Source organism: Variovorax sp. YR566 (genome assembly GCF_051992195.1).
Classification (GTDB): domain Bacteria; phylum Pseudomonadota; class Gammaproteobacteria; order Burkholderiales; family Burkholderiaceae_C; genus Variovorax.
Genome location: NZ_CP197092.1, coordinates 3691579 through 3708447 on the forward strand (window position 1 = coordinate 3691579; position 16869 = coordinate 3708447).

Here is a 16869-nt window from a genome sequence, read left to right on the forward strand (position 1 = left end):
ACACATTTGTGTGGCGACTTCGCCAGTTTTAGACACCCGTCCAGCTGTTTTCCGCAGGGCATGCCGCTTGCCTTGATTGCTCGACCGGCGTTGATGCGCCGCAGGAGCGAGGAACATGGTGGAACAGTTCGAGGCCGGCTGCGCAAGCCCGGTCGACGAGGTGGTGCGCGTTACTGCGCCGCCTGTGCATGCAGCAACAAGAACGACGGCGGCAATCGATGAAACAACGCGGCCCCTGAAGGCCGCGGCTGCGTTCTCCATCGCGGCGGCACTGGCCGCATGCGGTGGTGGCGGAGGAGGAGGCGGCTCTTCCGGTGGCTTCGGCTTCCCCATCGGCGGCAGCCCCAATCCGGGCGAGCAGCCCGACACCGGCCCCTATCACTACACCCAGGCGCAGAACGACGCGGAGGCCGCGCGCTTCTTGTTGCACGCCCAGTTCTCGGCCTCGGATGCAGAGATCGCCGCAGTGCGCGCCAAGGGCTACATGCCATGGCTCAGCGAGCAGTTCAGCGCGGCGCGCGAGCCCACGGCCTGGGAATGGGTCAACGGCAAGACCTACGGCACCGTCGACACCGACGCGATGATCTGGCGCCAGCTCATGGTCGCAGCCGACCCGGTGCGCAAGCGCATGGCACTGGCCCTCAGCGAAATCTTCGTGGTCTCGGGCACCGAGATCGGGTCGAGCTGGCCCACAGCCATGATGGCCCAGTACTGGGACACGCTGGCCAACGGCGTCACCGGCAACTTCCGCCAGCTGCTTGAAGACGTCTCGCTGAATCCCGCGATGGGCTTCTATCTCAACACCCGCGGCAACCGCAAGGAAGACGCCTCGGGCCGGCAGCCCGACGAGAACTACGCGCGCGAAGTCATGCAGCTCATGACCATCGGCCTGTACCAGCTCGAAGCCGACGGCACGGTGAAGACCGGCGCCGACGGCCAGCCGCTCGAAACCTACGTGCAGAGCGACGTGTCGAACCTCGCGCGCGTCTTCACCGGCTACGACCTCGACATCCGCTCCGCGGAGCGCAACGCCTTTCTTCCGCCCGCTGCAAGCAGCCGCATCGAGACCAACGCCTGGACCACGCGCCCCATGGCCTACACGGCGGGCAACCACTCGATGCTCGAAGCGCGCTTCCTCGGCGCCACCGTGCCCGCCGGCACACCCGGCCCGGCGGCGTTGAAGATCGCGCTCGACACGCTCTTCAACCACCCGAACGTCGGCCCCTTCATCGGTCGCCAGCTCATCCAGCGGCTGGTTACCAGCAACCCCAGCGCGGCCTACGTCAAGCGCGTGGCCGACATCTTCGCCAACAACGGCGCGGGCGTGCGCGGCGACATGAAGAGCGTGTTCGCGGCTGTGTTGCTCGACGACGAGGCACGCGGCCCCACCGGTCTTTCCGACCCGAACTTCGGCCACCTGCGCGAACCTATGCTGCGGCTCGTGCAATGGGGCCGCACCTTCGGCATCGGCTCGGCGCAAGACACCTGGGCGATCGGCAACACCTCCGACACGAGCCAGAGCCTGGGCCAGTGTCCGCTGCGCTCGCCCTCGGTGTTCAACTTCTTCCGGCCCGGCTACGTGCCGCCCTCTACCGCCATCGCCAGCAACAAGCTGGTGGCGCCCGAGTTCCAACTGGTCAACGAGACTAGCGTGGGCGGCTACCTCAATTTCATGCAGGGCATTCTGCAGAACGGCTTCAACAGCAAGGACGTGGTGGCGAACTACGCGGCCGAGAAGACGCTGGTGACCGATCCCGCCGCGCTGGTGCGGCGGCTCAACCTGCTGCTCACGGGCAACCAGCTGTCAGCCGCCACGGTGGCGTTGATCACCGACGCGCTGACCAAGGCGCCGCTGCTGAACCCCACCACCGACGCCCGCAAGCTCGACCTCATCTGCGCCGGCGTGCTGCTGGTGATGGGCTCGCCCGAATACCTCGTCCAGAAGTAATAAAGAAGAAGCCGGAGCGAACCGACCATGCACCTGATAAATCCTGCCCAGCATTCGCGCCGCGCCTTCCTGCGCCGCACGGGCCAGCTCGCGATGGCCGGCACCGCGCTGCCGTTCGCGCTCAACCTCGCCGCCATGGGTGAAGCCGCTGCGCAGGCCGCGCCCGGTGACGACTATAAGGCGCTGGTCTGCGTCTTCCTGTTCGGCGGCAACGACTACGCCAACACCCTCGTCAACTACGACGCCGACAGCTACGCGAAGTACAGCGCCATCCGCGGCGCCATCGCGCTGCCGTCCGATGCGGCTCTCGCAGCCACCGAGCTCAAGCCCGCCGTCTCGCTGGCCAACGGACGCAAGTACGCGCTGAACCCGGCGATGACCAAGCTCGCGACGCTGTTCGACGAAGGCAGGATGGCGGTGCAGCTCAACGTCGGCCCGCTGGTCAAGCCACTCACGCGCGCGCAGTTCAACAGCTCCAACCGCAAGGACTTCCCGATTCCGCCCAAGCTGTTCTCGCACAACGACCAGCAGTCGATCTGGCAATCGTCCTCGCCCGAAGGCTCCACCATCGGCTGGGGCGGCAACCTCGGCGACCTGATGCTGGCCGGGCAGCGCAATGCGTCGCTCTTCACCTGCGTCTCGGTGGCGGGCAACGCGGTGTTCCTGTCGGGCGACGAGGCGCTGCAGTACCAGGTCGGCACGCGCGGCGCGGTGCGCATCAACAGCGTGAGCAGCGCCACGGGCAACGTCTACGGCTCGTCGGCGGTCAAGGCGGCCATGCAGCAGCTGGCGCAGCAGGCGCGCAGCCACACGCTGGAGAACGAATACAACAAGGTCACGCTGCGCGCGGTCGAGGCGGAAGGCAAGATCACCGCCGCCATTCAGCCCGACGACCTGAACGGCAACTTTCCTACCGGCAACAACCTGGCCGACCAGCTCAAGATGGTGGCCCGCCTCATTCGAGGGCGCGTCTCGCTGGGCGTGAAGCGCCAGGTGTTCTTCGTTTCCATGGGCGGCTACGACCTGCACGACGACCTCGACACGAAGCAGGGCGGCCTGATGCTGCGGCTGTCCGAGGCCATGTTTGCCTTCCAGCGGCAGATGAAAGCTCTGGACATCGACGACAAGGTGACGGCCTTCACCGCCTCCGACTTCGGCCGCACGCTTTCGAGCAACGGCAATGGTTCCGACCACGGCTGGGGCAGCCATCACTTCGTGGTCGGCGGTGTCAATGCCGTGAAGGGCAAGGCGTTCTACGGCACGCCACCGCCGGTGAGCATCGGCAACACTGCTGCCGACGACGACCAGTGGCATGTCGGCCAGGGCCGGCTGCTGCCGACCACCTCGGTCGACCAATACGCGGCCACGCTGGCCAAGTGGTTCGGCGTGCCTGACGCGGACCTCAACGGCATCCTGCCCAACCTGAAGAATTTCAACAACGTGACTGCGCCGAGTGGCATCAGCTATCCGCGCGATATGGGGTTCATGACATGAACGCAATGAGCAGCATGACCGCCATCGGCGGCCTCAACGGCATGGAAGGTGGAGCCAGCGTGAACTTCAGCGCGGACCCTCCCGAGGCGCCCGCACTGGCGCGCAGCAAGGCTGTGACGCACGTACGCCCCTTCACCAGCGTCGAGGCCGCCATCGCGGCACTGGAATCGCTGGACCGCGAGCTCAAGAAGTTCGAGCTCGCGGTGGCCGACAGCCTGCAGGATTACCTCGGCGTGCAGATGGCGCAGATCACCGACTGCGCGCTCGCACGCGGCTGGGAGCCGGTCAGCTTCTTGCAGAAGGACGGATTCCGCGTGTATCGCTACGAGGCCATGCGCAGCTACAAGGGGCGCAGCAAGAGGCGCTGAGTTTCCGGAGGCCGCAACGCCTCCACGACGAGCATCAAGGCTGGCGAAGCGCGTCGGCCGGCATAGTAGGCGTGATACCCGTCAAAGGTTGCCGCCCAATCGTCGAGTACCGGCACCAGCCGGCCTGCCTCGATGTGTTTCTCGACGAGGTCGCAGGGCAGCCATGCCAGCCCGTGCCCGGACAGCGCCGCGGCGACGATCAGCTCGCTCGAGTTGAAGACGAGCCGGCCCGTGACGTGCGCGTTGACGCCTTTCCGGCGCCGCGTGAATTCCCATTTCAGAAGGCCGCCGTGGGATGCCAGGCGCAATCCGATGCAGTCGTGCAGGGTCAGATCCTGCGGGGTAGACGGCCGGGGGTGGCGCGAGAAGTAGTCGGGGCTGCCCACCACGGCCATGCGCATGTCGGGCGCGATGCGTACGGCGATCATGTCCTTGGCCACGTCGCCGCCCAGTCGCACGCCGATGTCGAAGCGCTCGGCAACGATGTCGGTGAAGCGGTTGTCGCCGCTGATCTCCACCTTGATGTCGGGGTACAGGGGCAGCCATGGTTGAAGCCTGGGCCAGATCAAGGTTCGCATCGAGTGTTCGGTCGCCGTGATGCGGACCATGCCGGCGGGCTTGCCGCGCATCTCGCCCAGAACGGCGAGTTCTGCTTCGATGTCCTCGAAGCGCGGGCCGACGGCTTGGTACAGGCGTTCGCCCGCTTCCGTGGGCGCGACGCTGCGCGTGGTCCGGTTGAGCAGCTTCAGGTCGAGCCGGCGCTCCAGCGCTCGGACGGTCTGGCTGAGCGCGGACTGCGTCACCCCAAGCTGGGCCGCCGCTCGCGTGAAGCTGCCTGCGCGCACCACGGCCGCAAAACTAGCCAGGTCATCGAAGCGTGCCATTGATTAGCCTGCCTTCTAGGTACATGTCGATCCAGCAGTCTAGTCATTGGCAAGCAGGCTGCCTAAAGTTCTTGGGATCGGTTAGCGACAAGGACACACACCATGAAAACACGTCAACTGGGCCGCGGCGGCCTCACCGTTTCGGCCCTCGGTCTCGGCTGCATGGGCCTGAGCTTCGGCTATGGGCCGGCGACCGGCACGGCCGAAGCGGTCAAGCTCATCCGCGCGGGCTTCGAACGCGGGATCACGTTTTTCGACACGGCGGAAGTCTATGGGCCCTTCGTCAACGAAAGCGTGGTCGGGGAAGCGCTGGAACCTGTGCGCGACCAGGTCGTGATCGCGACCAAGTTCGGGTTTCGCGAGGGTGACGCCGGCAAGGGCCTCGACAGCCGGCCGGAACGCATCCGGCAGGTGGCCGACGAGGCGCTGAAGCGCCTGCGCACCGACCGCATCGATCTGTTCTATCAGCACCGTGTCGATCCGCAGGTTCCGATGGAAGACGTGGCGGGCGCCGTGAAAGACCTGATCCGCGAAGGCAAGGTGAAGCACTTCGGTCTTTCCGAGGCCGGCGTCGACAGCATTCGCCGCGCGCACGCGGTTCAGCCGGTCGCCGCCCTTCAGAGCGAATATTCCCTGTGGTGGCGCGAGCCGGAGAAAGAGATTCTTCCGCTGCTGGAGGAGCTGGGCATCGGCTTTGTGCCATTCAGTCCGCTCGGAAAGGGTTTCCTGACGGGAGCGATCGACGCGCAGACATCGTTCGGCGCGACAGATTTCCGCAGCACAGTGCCTCGTTTTGCACCGCAGGCGCGCCAGGCGAATCGTGCCCTGGTCGATGTTCTGGCGGAGATCGCCGCGCGCAAGCAGGTCACGCCTGCCCAGCTTGCACTTGCGTGGCTGCTCGCCCAAAAGCCGTGGATCGTGCCGATTCCCGGCACGACGAAGTTGCACCGCCTCGAGGAAAACGCCGGCGCCGCCTCTGTCGTGTTGTTGCCGGAAGACCTGAAGGAAATCGAGGCGGCCGTCTCGGGTGTCCAGGTCCAGGGCGACCGCTATTCGGCGGATCGACAAAAGCTCGTCGGCCGCTGAGCGACGACGACTGACGCCGAGCAAAAGGAATTGATCATGACCCAAGTAGTTGTTGTCATCGGAGCAGGGTCCATCGGCCAGGCCATCGCCCGCCGTGTCAGCGCGGGCAAGCACGTTCTGCTCGCCGACCTGCGGCAGGAGGGAGCCGACGCAGCGGCCAAGGTGCTCGCGGATGCAGGCTTCGAGGTGAGCACGGCAGTCGTGGACGTGTCTTCGCGCGCCTCGGTCCATGCGCTCGTGGAGGCGGCCACCGCGCTTGGCAACGTCACTGGCCTGATCCACGCTGCGGGCGTTTCTCCTTCGCAGGCATCGCCGGCCACGATCCTCAAGGTCGACCTGTACGGCACCGCGCTCGTCCTGGAAGAGTTCGGCAACGTTATCGCGGAGGAAGGCGCTGGCGTCGTCATCGCGTCGCAGTCAGGACACCGGTTGCCGGCGTTGAGCCCCGAACAGAACACGGCTCTCGCGACGACGCCGACTGAAGACTTGCTGGCGCTGCCGATGCTTCAGCCCGAGCAGGTGAAAGACTCCCTGCACGCGTACCAACTTTCCAAGCGTGGAAATTCCCTGCGGGTCATGGCGGAGGCCGTGCGGTGGGGCAAGCGTGGCGCCCGGGTGAACACCATCAGCCCCGGCATCATCTTCACGCCGCTCGCAAGAGACGAACTGACAGGCCCGCGCGGCGAAGGCTACCGGCGCATGATTGAAGCATCGGCGGCCAGGCGCGGTGGTACGCCGGACGAGGTCGGTACCGTCGGCGCGCTGCTGTTGGGGCCAGACGGCGGCTTCATCACCGGCAGCGACTTCCTCATGGACGGCGGCGTCACCGCTGCTTATTGGTACGGAGAACTCGCTCCGGCCAAGTAACTCGCCCGGCTCAGCCCCGTTCAGGTCTGTGCCAGGATTCGCCCCAGCTCGTCGATATCGATCGGCTTCTGCAGATGGTGGTCGAACAGCCCCTCGGCCGCCTTGCCGCCCGCATCCTGCGCCGAGAAACCCGAGATCGCGACCAGCAGCTTCGGCGTGCCTTCCGCCGTGCTCGCGCGCAGCCGCCGCGCCACTTCCGTGCCCGGAAAGTCGGGCAGGGTGAGGTCGATCAGCGCGGCGTCGAAGCTTTCGGCCGCTGCCGCGTCCAGCGCCTGCTGCGCGGTGTAGGTGCAGCGGGCGGTGTGGTCGTGCAGGCTCAGCAGCTCCTGCAGCAGATCGGCCGCGGCCTTGTTGTCGTCGACGATCAGCACGTTCACAGATGTGTCTCCTTTTGGGTGTCGGCCGGGGGTGCCGGTGGTTGCAGCGGCAGGTCGACCACGAAGCGCGAGCCTTCGCCCGGTGCGCTTTCCACGCTGATCTGCCCGCCGTGCAAGGTCACGATCTTGCGCGTGATGTAGAGCCCGAGGCCCAGCCCCGCGGCGTGCTTGCGGCTGTCGTCGGTGCGCTCGAACTGCTCGAAGATGCGGCCCTGGTCTTCGGGCGCAATGCCTATGCCCTGGTCGCGTACGGCCACCTGCGCGGTGTTTCCCACCTGCTGCACGACCATCTCGACCGGCTTGCCGCCGCCGTAGCGCAGCGCGTTGGTCAGCAGGTTGGTCAGCACCTGTTCGATGCGGAACTCGTCCCATTCGCCGCGCAGTTCGGCCGGCGCCGCGAGCGTGATGACCGAGCCCGCGGCCTCGGCCTGGTGCCGCAGGCTCTCGACCACCGCCTGCGCCAGCGTCGCGAGGTCCACCGGTGTGGTCTTGATCGACAGCGCGTCGCGCCGCATGCGGGTGACGTCGAGCATGTCGTCGATCAGCCGCACCATGTTGCGGATCTGCCGCTGGTCGCGCTCGATCATCGTGGGCAGCCGCTCGGGCGTGAAGTTGGCGAGGTTGCCTTTCGACAGGTGCAGCTGCCGCAGCTGCGCTTCGAGGTAGAGCGTGTTGAGCGGCGTGCGCAGCTCGTGCGACACCATCGACATGAAGTCGTCGCGCATGCGCACGGCGCGTTCCAGCTCGTGCTGCGTCTGCTGCAGCTGCTGCACCAGCTCTTCCTGTTTCTTGTGCGCAGCCGCGAGCGATTCCATTTCGTGGCGCAGCGCCTTGCGGTGCTGGTACAGGTCGACGAACACGTTCACCTTGCTGACCACCGCGTGCGGGTCGAGCGGCTTGTGCAGGAAGTCGACCGCGCCGCTCTCGTAGCCCTGGAAGGCGTAGTTCAGCTCGCGCCCGGCGGCGCTCACGAAGATGATGGGAATGTGCCGCGTGCGCTCGGTGCCGCGCATCAGCTCGGCCAGCTCGAAGCCGTTCATGCCCGGCATCTGCACGTCGACGATGGCGAGCGCGAATTCATGCTCCAGCAGCAGCGCCAGCGCCGCATCGGCCGAGTCGGCCCGGTACACGAGGCGCCCCGGGGCGCGGATCAGCGCCTCCAGTGCCAGCAGGTTCTCTGGCAGGTCATCGACGATCAGCAGCTTGCTTTCGATGTCAATGTTCATGGGCGGCCTCCAACTGGAGCAGCAGCGTCCGCAGTTCGCGCAAGGGGAGTACGTAGTCGGGAATGTGGCGCGCAATGGCGGCTTGGGGCATGGTTGGAATAAGAGCTTCTTTCGGTTCCTGGACGGCGGTGAGTCCGCCGGCCAGATGAATGCGGTGCAGGCCTTCTGCGCCGTCGTCGTTCGCGCCGGTCAGCAAGAAGCCGGCAAGGGCGGGGCCGTAGACGTCGGCGGCGGAGCCCATCAGCACGTCGATGGACGGGCGCGAGAACAGCACCGGCGGCTCGCAGCTCAGCGAGAAGGTGCGCTCGCGCTCGATCGACAGGTGGTAGCCGGGTGGCGCGAAGTACAGGCTGCCGGCCGCCAGCGGCATCTTGTCGTTGGCCTCGTGCACCGGGATCGGCAGGCGCTGCGCGAAGATCTCGGCGAGATGGCTCTCGTGATCCCCGGGCAGGTGCAGCACCACGGCCATCGGAATGTGCCAGCCTGCGGGCAGGTCGTGCAGCAGCGTGGAGAGCGCATCGATGCCGCCGGCCGAGGCGCCCAGCACCACGGCGTCGACGCGCTTGCGAACGGGGGAGCGAAGGTGGCGCTGCATGTGGCCCGTCATGCGGCCTTCTTGCGGTAGATGCGCTCGACGCGCGCGTGCGTGTCGAAGCGGTCGGAGTAGCCCGAGAAGTCGATGCTCTCCTTCGAGCCCAGACCGAGAAAACCGCGGTGCGACAGCGACTCGTGGAACAGGCCCAGCGCCCGGTCCTGCAGCTCCCGGTTGAAGTAGATCAGCACGTTGCGGCACGACACCAGCTGCGTTTCCGCGAACACGCTGTCGGTTGCCAGGCTGTGGTCGGCAAAGATCACGCCGGCGCACAGCGAGGGGTCGAAGCGCGCGGCGTCGTAGGCGGCGGTGTAGTAGTCGGAGAACTCGCCGCGTCCGCCCGCGCGCTGGTAGTTGGTGGTGTAGCCGCGGATCGCTTCCAGCGGAAAGATGCCCTGGCGCGCCTTCTCCAGCGAGGCGGGGTTGATGTCGGTGGCGTAGATCTGCGTGCGCGCGAGCAGGCCCTCTTCGCGCAGCAGGATGGCCAGCGAGAACACTTCCTCGCCCGTGCTGCAGCCCGCCACCCACACCTTGACGGACGGGTAGGTGTGCAGGATCGGCACCACGTGCTGGCGCAAGGCCAGAAAGTAGGCCGGGTCGCGGAACATCTCGCTCACCGGGATCGTCAGGAACTGCAGCAGCCGGCCGAACAGCGACGGGTCGCGCAGCACCCGCTCCTGCAGCGCCGAGATGCTCGGCAGCCCGAGTTGGTCGAGCGCGTGCAGCACGCGGCGCTTCTGCGAGGCCACGGTGTAGTTGCGGAAGTCGTAGCTGTACTTGAGGTAGATCGCCTCCATCAGCAGGCGCAGCTCGATCTCCGTGTCGCTCAGCGGATGCAGCGGCGGCGTGTGCGTGGCGGTCTTCGAGGTGCCGTGGCGTGTTGTCACAGGCGCTCCATCTTCGGCATCCACACGCGCAGCAGCGAGAACAGGCGCTCCAGGTCCACCGGCTTGGCAAGGTAGTCGTTGGCGCCAGCGGCAAGGCATTGCTCGCGGTCGTCCTTGGTGGCCTTGGCGGTGATGGCGATTACCGGCATCTTCTCGAAGCGTGGGTCGCCGCGCAGGCGGCGCGTGGCTTCCAGGCCGTCCATCTCCGGCATCATCACGTCCATCAGCACGAGGTCGATCTCGCTCACCTGGTCGAGCCGCTCCAGCGCCTCGCGGCCGTTGCGGCCGATCTCCACGATGGCGCCGCGCTGCTCCAGCGCGCTGGTCAGCGCGAAGATGTTGCGCACGTCGTCGTCCACCAGCAGGATGGTGCGGCCCTCGAAGATGCGGTCGCGCCCGCGCGCCGTCTTCAGCATGCCCCGGCGCTCGCTCGAAAGCTCGGCCTCCACCTTGTGCAGGAACAGCGTCACTTCGTCGAGCAGGCGTTCGGGCGAGCGCGCGCCCTTGATGATGATCGAGCGCGAGTAGCGCTGCAGCTCGGCTTCTTCGTCGCGCGTGAGGTTGCGCCCGGTGTAGACGATGACCGGCGGGAACGACACGATTTCTTCCGCCGCCATGGCCTTGAGCAGCTCGCTGCCCTGCATGTCGGGCAGCTTCAGGTCGGTGATCATGCAGTCGAACACGCGGGTGCGCAGCAGCTCCAGCGCTTCTTCGCCGGAGCCGACGGCAACGATCTCGATGTCGTCGTCGCCGATCAGCCTGATGACGCTCTCGCGCTGCAGCTCGTCGTCTTCCACCAGCAGCACGACCTTGACCTTCTGCGTGAGCTTTTCTTCCAGCCGGCCGAACACCTTCATCAGTTCGTCGCGCGTGGCCGGCTTCAGCGCATAGCCGATGGCGCCCATCTGCAGCGCCGCGCCCTGTACGCCTTCGGCGGCGGACACCACGTGGATCGGAATGTGGCGCGTGTGCGGCGAATCCTTCAGCCGCTGCAGCACGTCGAGGCCGGTGCTGTCGGGCAGGCGCATGTCGAGCAGGATCGCGTCGGGCAGGAACTGCGTGGCCAGTTCGAAGCCGTCGGCCGCGCCGTGCGCCACCAGGCAGCGATAGCCCAGCTCGTGCGCAAGGTCGTAGAGGATGTGCGCGAACTGCGGCTCGTCCTCGATCACGAGCACGCGGCGCACCTGGTCGCGCGGGATGGAGCGGTCGTCGGCGAACTGCGGTGCGGGCACCGGGGCAGGGGGCTTCGGCGCCAGCGAGGCAACGGATGGCGCCTGCGCGGGCCGGGGCGTGTAGACCGCCGATGGCTGAAGCGCTGCCGGCGAAGCCTGTGGTGCCTTCGCCGGCAGTTGCAGGACGAAGGTGCTGCCCTGGCCCGGCTCGCTCTGCACCGTGAGCGTGCCGCCCAGCAGCTGCGTGAGGTCGCGCGAGATCGACAGGCCCAGCCCGGTGCCGCCGTAGCGCCGGCTGGTCGTGCCGTCGGCCTGGCGGAAGGCTTCGAAGATCAGCTCGTGCTGCTGCGGATCGATGCCGATGCCCGAGTCGGACACCGCGAAGGTGGCGCCGCCATCAGCGGCCGGCGAGACCGTCAGCGCCACTTCGCCGCGCTCGGTGAACTTGATCGCGTTCGACAGCAGGTTCTTCAGGATCTGCTCGACGCGCTGCCTGTCGGTGACCAGCGAGGCCGGTGCATCGGGCCGCACTTCGAGCCTGAAGCTCAGGTTCTTCTGCATCGCAAGCGGACTGAATGTGCTCTCCAGGCTGCGGCCCAGCTTGGCGAGCGTGACGTCTTCGGGCACCACTTCGAGCTTGCCGGCCTCGACCTTCGCGATGTCGAGGATGTCGTTGATCAGCACCAGCAGATCGTTGCCCGACGAGTAGATCGACTCCGCGAACTTCACTTGCTCCGGGGAGAGATTGCCCTGCGGGTTGTCGCCCAGCAGCTTGGCGAGGATGAGCGCGCTGTTGAGCGGCGTGCGCAGCTCGTGCGACATGTTGGCGAGAAATTCCGACTTGTAGCGGCTTGCGCGCTGCAGCTCGTCGGCGCGGTCTTCGAGGTCGCGCTGCACGCGGCGCAGCGCGGTGTTGCGCTGGTCCAGTGCCTCGGTGCGTTCGGAGAGCTGGCTGTTGGTCTGCTCCAGTTCGGCCTGCTGGTTCTCCAGCATGGCCTGCGAGGCGCGCAGGGCGCGCGACTGTTCTTCCAGTTCTTCATTGGCGGTGCGCAGCTCTTCCTGCTGCACCTGCAGTTCCTCGTTGAGCTGCTGGGTTTCGCCGAGCACCTCCTGCAACTGCTCGCGGTAGCGCGCCGCCGCCAGCGAGGTGCCGATGTCGTCGGCCACCAGGTCGATCAACTGGCTGCCGCGGTCGTCCAGTGCGCCTGGCAGGCCGAGCTCGACCACGCCGTTGACCATGCCGCTGCTTGCAACGGGTACCAGCAGCACGGCCTTGGGCGCCATCTCGCCAAGGCCCGAGTTGACCTTCAGGTAGTCGGCATCGACCGGGTCGATCAGCATGCGCCGGCGCTCGGCAGCCGCCTGGCCCACCAGGCTTTCGGTAGGGGAGAAGACCTGCGGCGTGGCCTCGGCCGCGCTCGAAAAGCCGTAGCTCGCCGCCCGGCGCAGCGGGCCATGGCGCTCGCGCACGTACATGGCGCCGACCGAGGCGCCCAGGTAGCGCGAGAAGAACGCGAGCACCTTGCGGCCCATGTCCGGCGCGCTGAGTTCGCCGACCAGCTCGCCCACCAGCCCGGTCTGCGCGTTGCGCAACCACGCTTCGTGAGCGAGCCGCTCGGCGTGCGCAGCTTGTTCCTTCAGCACCACGTCGTAGCTGTCGGACAGCAGCACCAGCTGGCGGCGCCCGAAATAGGCCATCAACCCGGTGAAGCTCAAGGTGAACAGCAGGAACAGCCCGACGACCCACCAGGCAGTGCTGTTGGCCGCGTTGTTGCGCTGGAAGCGCAGGGCCTGCTCGGTCTCCATGAAGGCGGTGAACTCGGCGCGCATGTCGTCCATCAGCCGCTTTTCGTCGCCGAGGCGCATGGCGGTCTGCGTGCCGCTGCTGGCGTCGCGCGCGGCAATCATGCCGTTGGCAAATTCGAGCCAGGCTGTCTGCAGCGTGGCGAGGCGATCGATGCGCTCCACCTGCTGGGGGTTGTCCGACACCAGGTTGCGCAGCCCGACCGTATCGCCCTTGAGGCGGGTCAGGGCGCTTTGATAGGGCTCCAGAAAGCTCCGCTCACCGGTGATCAGGAAGCCGCGCACGCCGGTTTCCATGTCAATGGTGCGGCGCTGCAACTCGCTGGCGGCGCGGGTGACACGGTCGGTGTGCTCGACCCAGCCGATGGTGTTGAGCAGGAACAGGATCAACCCCACGAACACCACGGCGCCGAACACGCCGCCGATCAGGGGCAGCTTGATGTTCCGGCTGAGCAGGCGCTCGAAGTCGTCGGGGTCGATCGCGGTGGGAGTGTTCATCGGTCGCAGTTGTAGGCAAAACTTGTCAAGTTTTGTCGATAAATCGAAGACGCCCTGTCGGAGAAGGCCCCGTCACGGTCTTGATGCGGATAGGGAAACCGCAAGCGGCGTATTGGCGTGGCTATACTGTAAATTCATACAGCATTTCCAGATGGGCCCCGAACCCTCCAACCCGCAGGATGCGGCCTCCATGATCGCGCATGTAGTTTCCGTCAAGGCCCTGTGCGCCTTCGGCGCGAAGGCGGGCGACCTCGACCTGCGCTTCGTGCCCGCACCCAGCGCGCTCGAAGGCATGGCCGGGCACGCGATGGTGCAGCACCGGCGTGATCCCGAGCACTACGCCTGCGAGGTCGGGCTCGAAGCCACCTGCGGCACGGTTCGCGTGCGCGGCCGGGCCGACGGCTACGAGGCCCGCGCATCCCGCGTCGAAGAAATCAAGACCTTCCGCGGCGATTTCGACGCCATCCGCGGCAATCACCGCGCACTGCACTGGGCGCAGGCCCGCACCTACGGCTGGATGCTGTGCGAACTCAACGGCCACGAAGAGATGACCGTGGCGCTGGTGTACCTCGACTTGGCCACCGGCGACGAAACCGTGCTCGAAGAGCACCACACCCGCGAAGCGCTGCGGGAGCACTTCGAGCAGCTGTGTGGCCGCTACAGTGCCTGGGCGCACAGCGAAGCCGGCCATCGCGTCGCACTCGACGCCACGCTTGGCCAGCTCGAGTTTCCGCACCGCGCCTTTCGCACCGGCCAGCGCGAACTGGCCGAAGCCGTCTACCGCGCGGCCGTGGGCGGACGCTGCCTGATGACGCAGGCGCCCACGGGCATCGGCAAGACGCTGGCCACCATCTTCCCGCTGCTCAAGGCCCGCGCGGCGCGCAAGATCGACAAGCTTTTCTTCCTCACCGCCAAGACCTCAGGCAGGCCGGTGGCGCTCGACGCGCTTCGCGTGCTCGACAAGGGCAGGGGACAGGGTCGCCTGCGCGTGCTCGAACTCGCGGCCCGCGAGAAGGTCTGCGAATACCCCGATCGCGCCTGTCACGGCGATGCCTGCCCGCTCGCCAGGGGCTTCTACGACCGCCTGCCCGCCGCGCGCGAACAGGCCGCGCAGGTGGCGTGGCTCGACCGCGAAGCGCTGCGCAACATCGCGCTTGCGCACGAGGTGTGTCCCTATTTCCTCGCGCAGGAAATGGCGCACTGGGCCGATGCCATCGTCGGCGACTACAACTACTACTTCGACAGCAGCGCCTTCCTCTACGCCACCATGCGCGACGCCGACTGGCGCGTGGCCGTGCTGGTGGACGAGGCCCACAACCTGCTGGAGCGCTCGCGCGGCATGTACACCGCGCAACTCGAAGGCGCGGCGCTCGAAGAGGCGCATCGCGTGGCGCCCGCCGCATTGCGCGGCCCGCTGGCCCGGTTGTTTCGCGAGTGGGACACGGTGCAGCAGTCGCAGGTGGCCGACTACGAAACCGCCGACGAAATTCCGGAACGTTTCCTGCGAACCCTGCAGGCAGCCAACACTGCCATGGCCGAGTATTTCGCGGCCACGCCCGATGCCTCGCAGGGGCCGCTGCAGCGTTTCTTTTTCGACGCGCTGCACTTCGCCCGGCTGGCCGAGGCCTTCGGTGACCACTCGGTGTTCGAGCGCACGCTGGGGGCCACGCAGCAGGATCGCAGCCTGGCCATCCGCAATCTCGTGCCTGCGCCGTTCCTCGAAGCGCGCTTTGGCGATGCGGTGTCGGTCACCTGCTTCTCGGGCACGCTGTCGCCTTTCGCTTTCTACCGCGATGCGCTGGGGCTGCCCGAAGACACCGCGCTGCTCGATGTGGCCTCGCCCTTCGACAGCCATCAATTGCGCGTCGAAGTGGCGATGCATGTGTCGACGCGCTTTCGCGACCGCGCGGGGTCGCTGCGCAACGTGGCCGACATCATCGGCGCGCAGTTCGAGCGCCTGCCGGGCAACTACCTGGCCTTCTTCAGCAGCTTCGACTACCTCGAGAAAGCCTGCGCCGCGTTCTCGCAGCGACACCCCGGCGTACCGGTATGGACGCAGACGCGCGGCATGCGCGAGGCCGACCGCCACGGCTTCATCGCACGATTCGAGGAGGGCGGGCAGGGCATCGGCTTCGCGGTGCTTGGAGGTGCGTTCGGCGAGGGCATCGACCTGCCGGGCAGCCGGCTGATCGGCGCCTTCGTCGCCAGCCTGGGCCTGCCGCAATACAACGAACTCAACGAGATCACGCGCGAGCGCATGCAGACGCGCTTCGGCAAGGGCTACGAGTACACCTATCTCTACCCCGGCCTGCAGAAGGTGGTGCAGGCGGCCGGCCGCGTGATCCGCACCGAGGAAGACCGCGGCGTGTTGCACCTGCTCGACGACCGCTTCGCGCGCGCCGAGATCCGAGAACTGATGCCGCGCTGGTGGCATGTGCAACTGGCCGGGGGCAACGAAGATGCGCGCCGCTAGACGCATCGAACACGCAGGTCAGCCGGACCTGTTCGGCGAAGCGCCCGTGGCCACCATCGAAGGCCTGCGCTACGAGCGCGACTTCCTGTCCGCCGAGGAAGAAGCCGACCTGCTGCACATCGTGCAGGGCCTGCCGCTCAAGGAGATGCGCTACAAGGAATACACGGCACGGCGGCGCGGCACCAGCTTCGGCGGCAGCTACGACTTCGAGAACAACCGCCTCAAGCCCGGCGCGCCTCTGCCTGAAGTGTTGCATCCGCTGCGCGCGAAGGCGGCCGCATGGGCCGGCTTCGCGCCCGAAGAGCTCACTCACATGCTGATCGCCGAGTACCGTCCCGGCACGCCGCTGGGCTGGCATCGCGACGTGCCGGACTTCGAGGACATCATCGGCGTTTCGCTGCGCAGCGACGCGGTGATGCAGTTCAGGCCGTACGTGCCCGGCACACCGGCCTCAGGCCCCGCCACGCTCGAATTCCTGATCGAGCCGCGCTCCGTGTACCTGCTGCGCGGCCCGGCGCGCTGGGCATGGCAACATGCCATCGCACCGACCGAGGCCTTGCGCTATTCCATCACCTTGCGCACACGGAGAATTCGCGCCCCATGAACCGCACCACCTTCCTCAAGCTGCTTACGCAAAAACTCTTTCCTGTCCTGAAGGCCGAAGGCTTCGAGGGTTCGGGCCAGACGCTGCGGCGCATCGATGGGCCGCTGATCCATGTGTTCAACGTGCAGGGCGCGAGCGGGGGGAAGGCGTGCTACCTGAACCTCGGCGCGCATCTCGACTTCCTGCCGACCGAAGGCGGTGCCCAGGTGACGCCCGACGCGCTTGAGGAATCGCATTGCGTGTTTCGCGACCGGATGGAGCCGCCGCCCGGCGCCGCTTTCGGATGGGCCTATGGCGCGACGAAAGAGCAGGCGGAAGAGAACGTCGAGTTCATCGTGAGCGAGTGGGCGGGCCCGGGGCGCGCTTTCTTTGCACGGCATGGCAGCTACCCGCAAAGCTTCGAGCAGATGCTGCGCGAGACCGACCCGAACCAAATCCACGCGCGAACGGCTTTGCATCTCGCGCGGATCGCAGTGCACCTGGGCGATCGGGCACGAGCGCAGGCCCTGGTCGATGCCGGGCTGGCGCGCGCGCCGGAACGGGCCACGTCCTTGAAGGCGGACCTCGCGAAGGTCCTGACGGCCTAGCGC

At 66.9% G+C, this 16869-nt stretch carries 14 protein-coding genes; 8 read left to right on the plus strand and 6 right to left on the minus strand.

Annotated elements, in window-relative coordinates; all coding sequences use genetic code 11:
- Positions 1 to 115: 115 nt before the first annotated feature.
- From ACTG4X_RS17310 to ACTG4X_RS17320, 3 genes are read left to right on the plus strand one after another with little or no spacing between them, the layout of a single operon-like run.
- Positions 116 to 1948 carry a DUF1800 domain-containing protein gene (locus ACTG4X_RS17310; RefSeq protein WP_440531440.1) on the plus strand — a complete coding sequence of 611 codons (1833 nt, stop codon included), beginning with the start codon at positions 116 to 118 and terminating at the stop codon, positions 1946 to 1948.
- Positions 1949 to 1975: 27 nt separating this feature from the next.
- On the plus strand, positions 1976 to 3442 hold the full coding sequence (locus ACTG4X_RS17315; protein WP_093054837.1) for a DUF1501 domain-containing protein: 1467 nt from the start codon (positions 1976 to 1978) through the stop codon (positions 3440 to 3442).
- A 5-nt stretch (positions 3443 to 3447) separates the two neighbouring features.
- A complete protein-coding gene (locus tag ACTG4X_RS17320) occupies positions 3448 to 3810 on the plus strand; it encodes a hypothetical protein (protein WP_440531441.1) in 363 nt (120 codons plus the stop codon).
- Here the strand turns inward: ACTG4X_RS17320 and ACTG4X_RS17325 are convergent.
- Positions 3783 to 4694, minus strand: a complete 912-nt coding sequence (locus tag ACTG4X_RS17325) for a LysR family transcriptional regulator (protein WP_440531442.1) — start codon at positions 4692 to 4694, stop codon at positions 3783 to 3785. The genes ACTG4X_RS17320 and ACTG4X_RS17325 overlap by 28 nt on opposite strands.
- Positions 4695 to 4796: 102 nt before the next feature.
- On the opposite strand from ACTG4X_RS17325, the gene ACTG4X_RS17330 reads away from it, so the two are divergent.
- Both ACTG4X_RS17330 and ACTG4X_RS17335 read left to right on the plus strand, forming a co-directional pair.
- On the plus strand, positions 4797 to 5780 hold the full coding sequence (locus ACTG4X_RS17330) for an aldo/keto reductase (RefSeq protein WP_093054843.1): 984 nt from the start codon (positions 4797 to 4799) through the stop codon (positions 5778 to 5780).
- A gap of 36 nt (positions 5781 to 5816) precedes the next feature.
- Positions 5817 to 6647 carry an SDR family oxidoreductase gene (locus ACTG4X_RS17335; RefSeq protein ID WP_440531443.1) on the plus strand — a complete coding sequence of 277 codons (831 nt, stop codon included), beginning with the start codon at positions 5817 to 5819 and terminating at the stop codon, positions 6645 to 6647.
- 20 nt (positions 6648 to 6667) lie between these two features.
- On the opposite strand, the gene ACTG4X_RS17340 is transcribed toward ACTG4X_RS17335, so the two are convergent.
- The 5 genes from ACTG4X_RS17340 to ACTG4X_RS17360 form a co-directional block, all read right to left on the minus strand.
- Entirely contained in the window at positions 6668 to 7024 is a 357-nt protein-coding gene (locus tag ACTG4X_RS17340; protein WP_440531444.1) for a response regulator, read from the minus strand.
- Entirely contained in the window at positions 7021 to 8250 is a 1230-nt protein-coding gene (locus ACTG4X_RS17345; RefSeq protein WP_440531445.1) for a hybrid sensor histidine kinase/response regulator, read from the minus strand. Before ACTG4X_RS17345 ends, ACTG4X_RS17340 begins: the two co-directional genes overlap by 4 nt.
- Positions 8240 to 8857, minus strand: coding sequence for a chemotaxis protein CheB (locus ACTG4X_RS17350; RefSeq protein ID WP_257014769.1), 618 nt, complete (start codon positions 8855 to 8857; stop codon positions 8240 to 8242). The genes ACTG4X_RS17345 and ACTG4X_RS17350 overlap by 11 nt, the downstream gene beginning before the upstream one ends.
- Positions 8854 to 9639, minus strand: coding sequence for a CheR family methyltransferase (locus tag ACTG4X_RS17355; RefSeq protein WP_426393173.1), 786 nt, complete (start codon positions 9637 to 9639; stop codon positions 8854 to 8856). Before ACTG4X_RS17355 ends, ACTG4X_RS17350 begins: the two co-directional genes overlap by 4 nt.
- A gap of 86 nt (positions 9640 to 9725) precedes the next feature.
- Complete coding sequence (locus tag ACTG4X_RS17360) at positions 9726 to 13202, minus strand: response regulator (RefSeq protein WP_440531446.1); 3477 nt, start codon at positions 13200 to 13202, stop codon at positions 9726 to 9728.
- Between the two features lie 190 nt (positions 13203 to 13392).
- Between ACTG4X_RS17360 and ACTG4X_RS17365 the strand changes: the two genes are divergently transcribed.
- The 3 genes from ACTG4X_RS17365 to ACTG4X_RS17375 are packed head-to-tail and all read left to right on the plus strand — an operon-like array spanning position 13393 to position 16866.
- Positions 13393 to 15675 (plus strand): ATP-dependent DNA helicase, encoded by a 2283-nt coding sequence (locus ACTG4X_RS17365; protein WP_440531447.1) that lies wholly within the window; start codon positions 13393 to 13395, stop codon positions 15673 to 15675.
- A complete protein-coding gene (locus ACTG4X_RS17370) occupies positions 15662 to 16279 on the plus strand; it encodes an alpha-ketoglutarate-dependent dioxygenase AlkB (RefSeq protein ID WP_440531448.1) in 618 nt (205 codons plus the stop codon). The genes ACTG4X_RS17365 and ACTG4X_RS17370 overlap by 14 nt, the downstream gene beginning before the upstream one ends.
- Positions 16276 to 16866, plus strand: coding sequence for a DUF4304 domain-containing protein (locus ACTG4X_RS17375; protein WP_440531449.1), 591 nt, complete (start codon positions 16276 to 16278; stop codon positions 16864 to 16866). Before ACTG4X_RS17370 ends, ACTG4X_RS17375 begins: the two co-directional genes overlap by 4 nt.
- The last annotated feature ends 3 nt before the right edge of the window (positions 16867 to 16869 follow it).

Bases quoted from the DNA above. Each gene is read 5' to 3' on its own strand.
- ACTG4X_RS17335 (WP_440531443.1), top strand. From the start codon at position 5,817: ATGACCCAAGTAGTTGTTGTCATCGGAGCAGGGTCCATCGGCCAGGCC.
- ACTG4X_RS17370 (WP_440531448.1), top strand. From the start codon at position 15,662: ATGCGCGCCGCTAGACGCATCGAACACGCAGGTCAGCCGGACCTGTTC.
- ACTG4X_RS17360 (WP_440531446.1), bottom strand. From the start codon at position 13,202: ATGAACACTCCCACCGCGATCGACCCCGACGACTTCGAGCGCCTGCTC.
- ACTG4X_RS17315 (WP_093054837.1), top strand. From the start codon at position 1,976: ATGCACCTGATAAATCCTGCCCAGCATTCGCGCCGCGCCTTCCTGCGC.
- ACTG4X_RS17320 (WP_440531441.1), top strand. From the start codon at position 3,448: ATGAGCAGCATGACCGCCATCGGCGGCCTCAACGGCATGGAAGGTGGA.
- ACTG4X_RS17345 (WP_440531445.1), bottom strand. From the start codon at position 8,250: ATGAACATTGACATCGAAAGCAAGCTGCTGATCGTCGATGACCTGCCA.
- ACTG4X_RS17310 (WP_440531440.1), top strand. From the start codon at position 116: ATGGTGGAACAGTTCGAGGCCGGCTGCGCAAGCCCGGTCGACGAGGTG.
- ACTG4X_RS17325 (WP_440531442.1), bottom strand. From the start codon at position 4,694: ATGGCACGCTTCGATGACCTGGCTAGTTTTGCGGCCGTGGTGCGCGCA.
- ACTG4X_RS17330 (WP_093054843.1), top strand. From the start codon at position 4,797: ATGAAAACACGTCAACTGGGCCGCGGCGGCCTCACCGTTTCGGCCCTC.
- ACTG4X_RS17355 (WP_426393173.1), bottom strand. From the start codon at position 9,639: ATGGAGGCGATCTACCTCAAGTACAGCTACGACTTCCGCAACTACACC.
- ACTG4X_RS17350 (WP_257014769.1), bottom strand. From the start codon at position 8,857: ATGACGGGCCACATGCAGCGCCACCTTCGCTCCCCCGTTCGCAAGCGC.
- ACTG4X_RS17375 (WP_440531449.1), top strand. From the start codon at position 16,276: ATGAACCGCACCACCTTCCTCAAGCTGCTTACGCAAAAACTCTTTCCT.
- ACTG4X_RS17365 (WP_440531447.1), top strand. From the start codon at position 13,393: ATGATCGCGCATGTAGTTTCCGTCAAGGCCCTGTGCGCCTTCGGCGCG.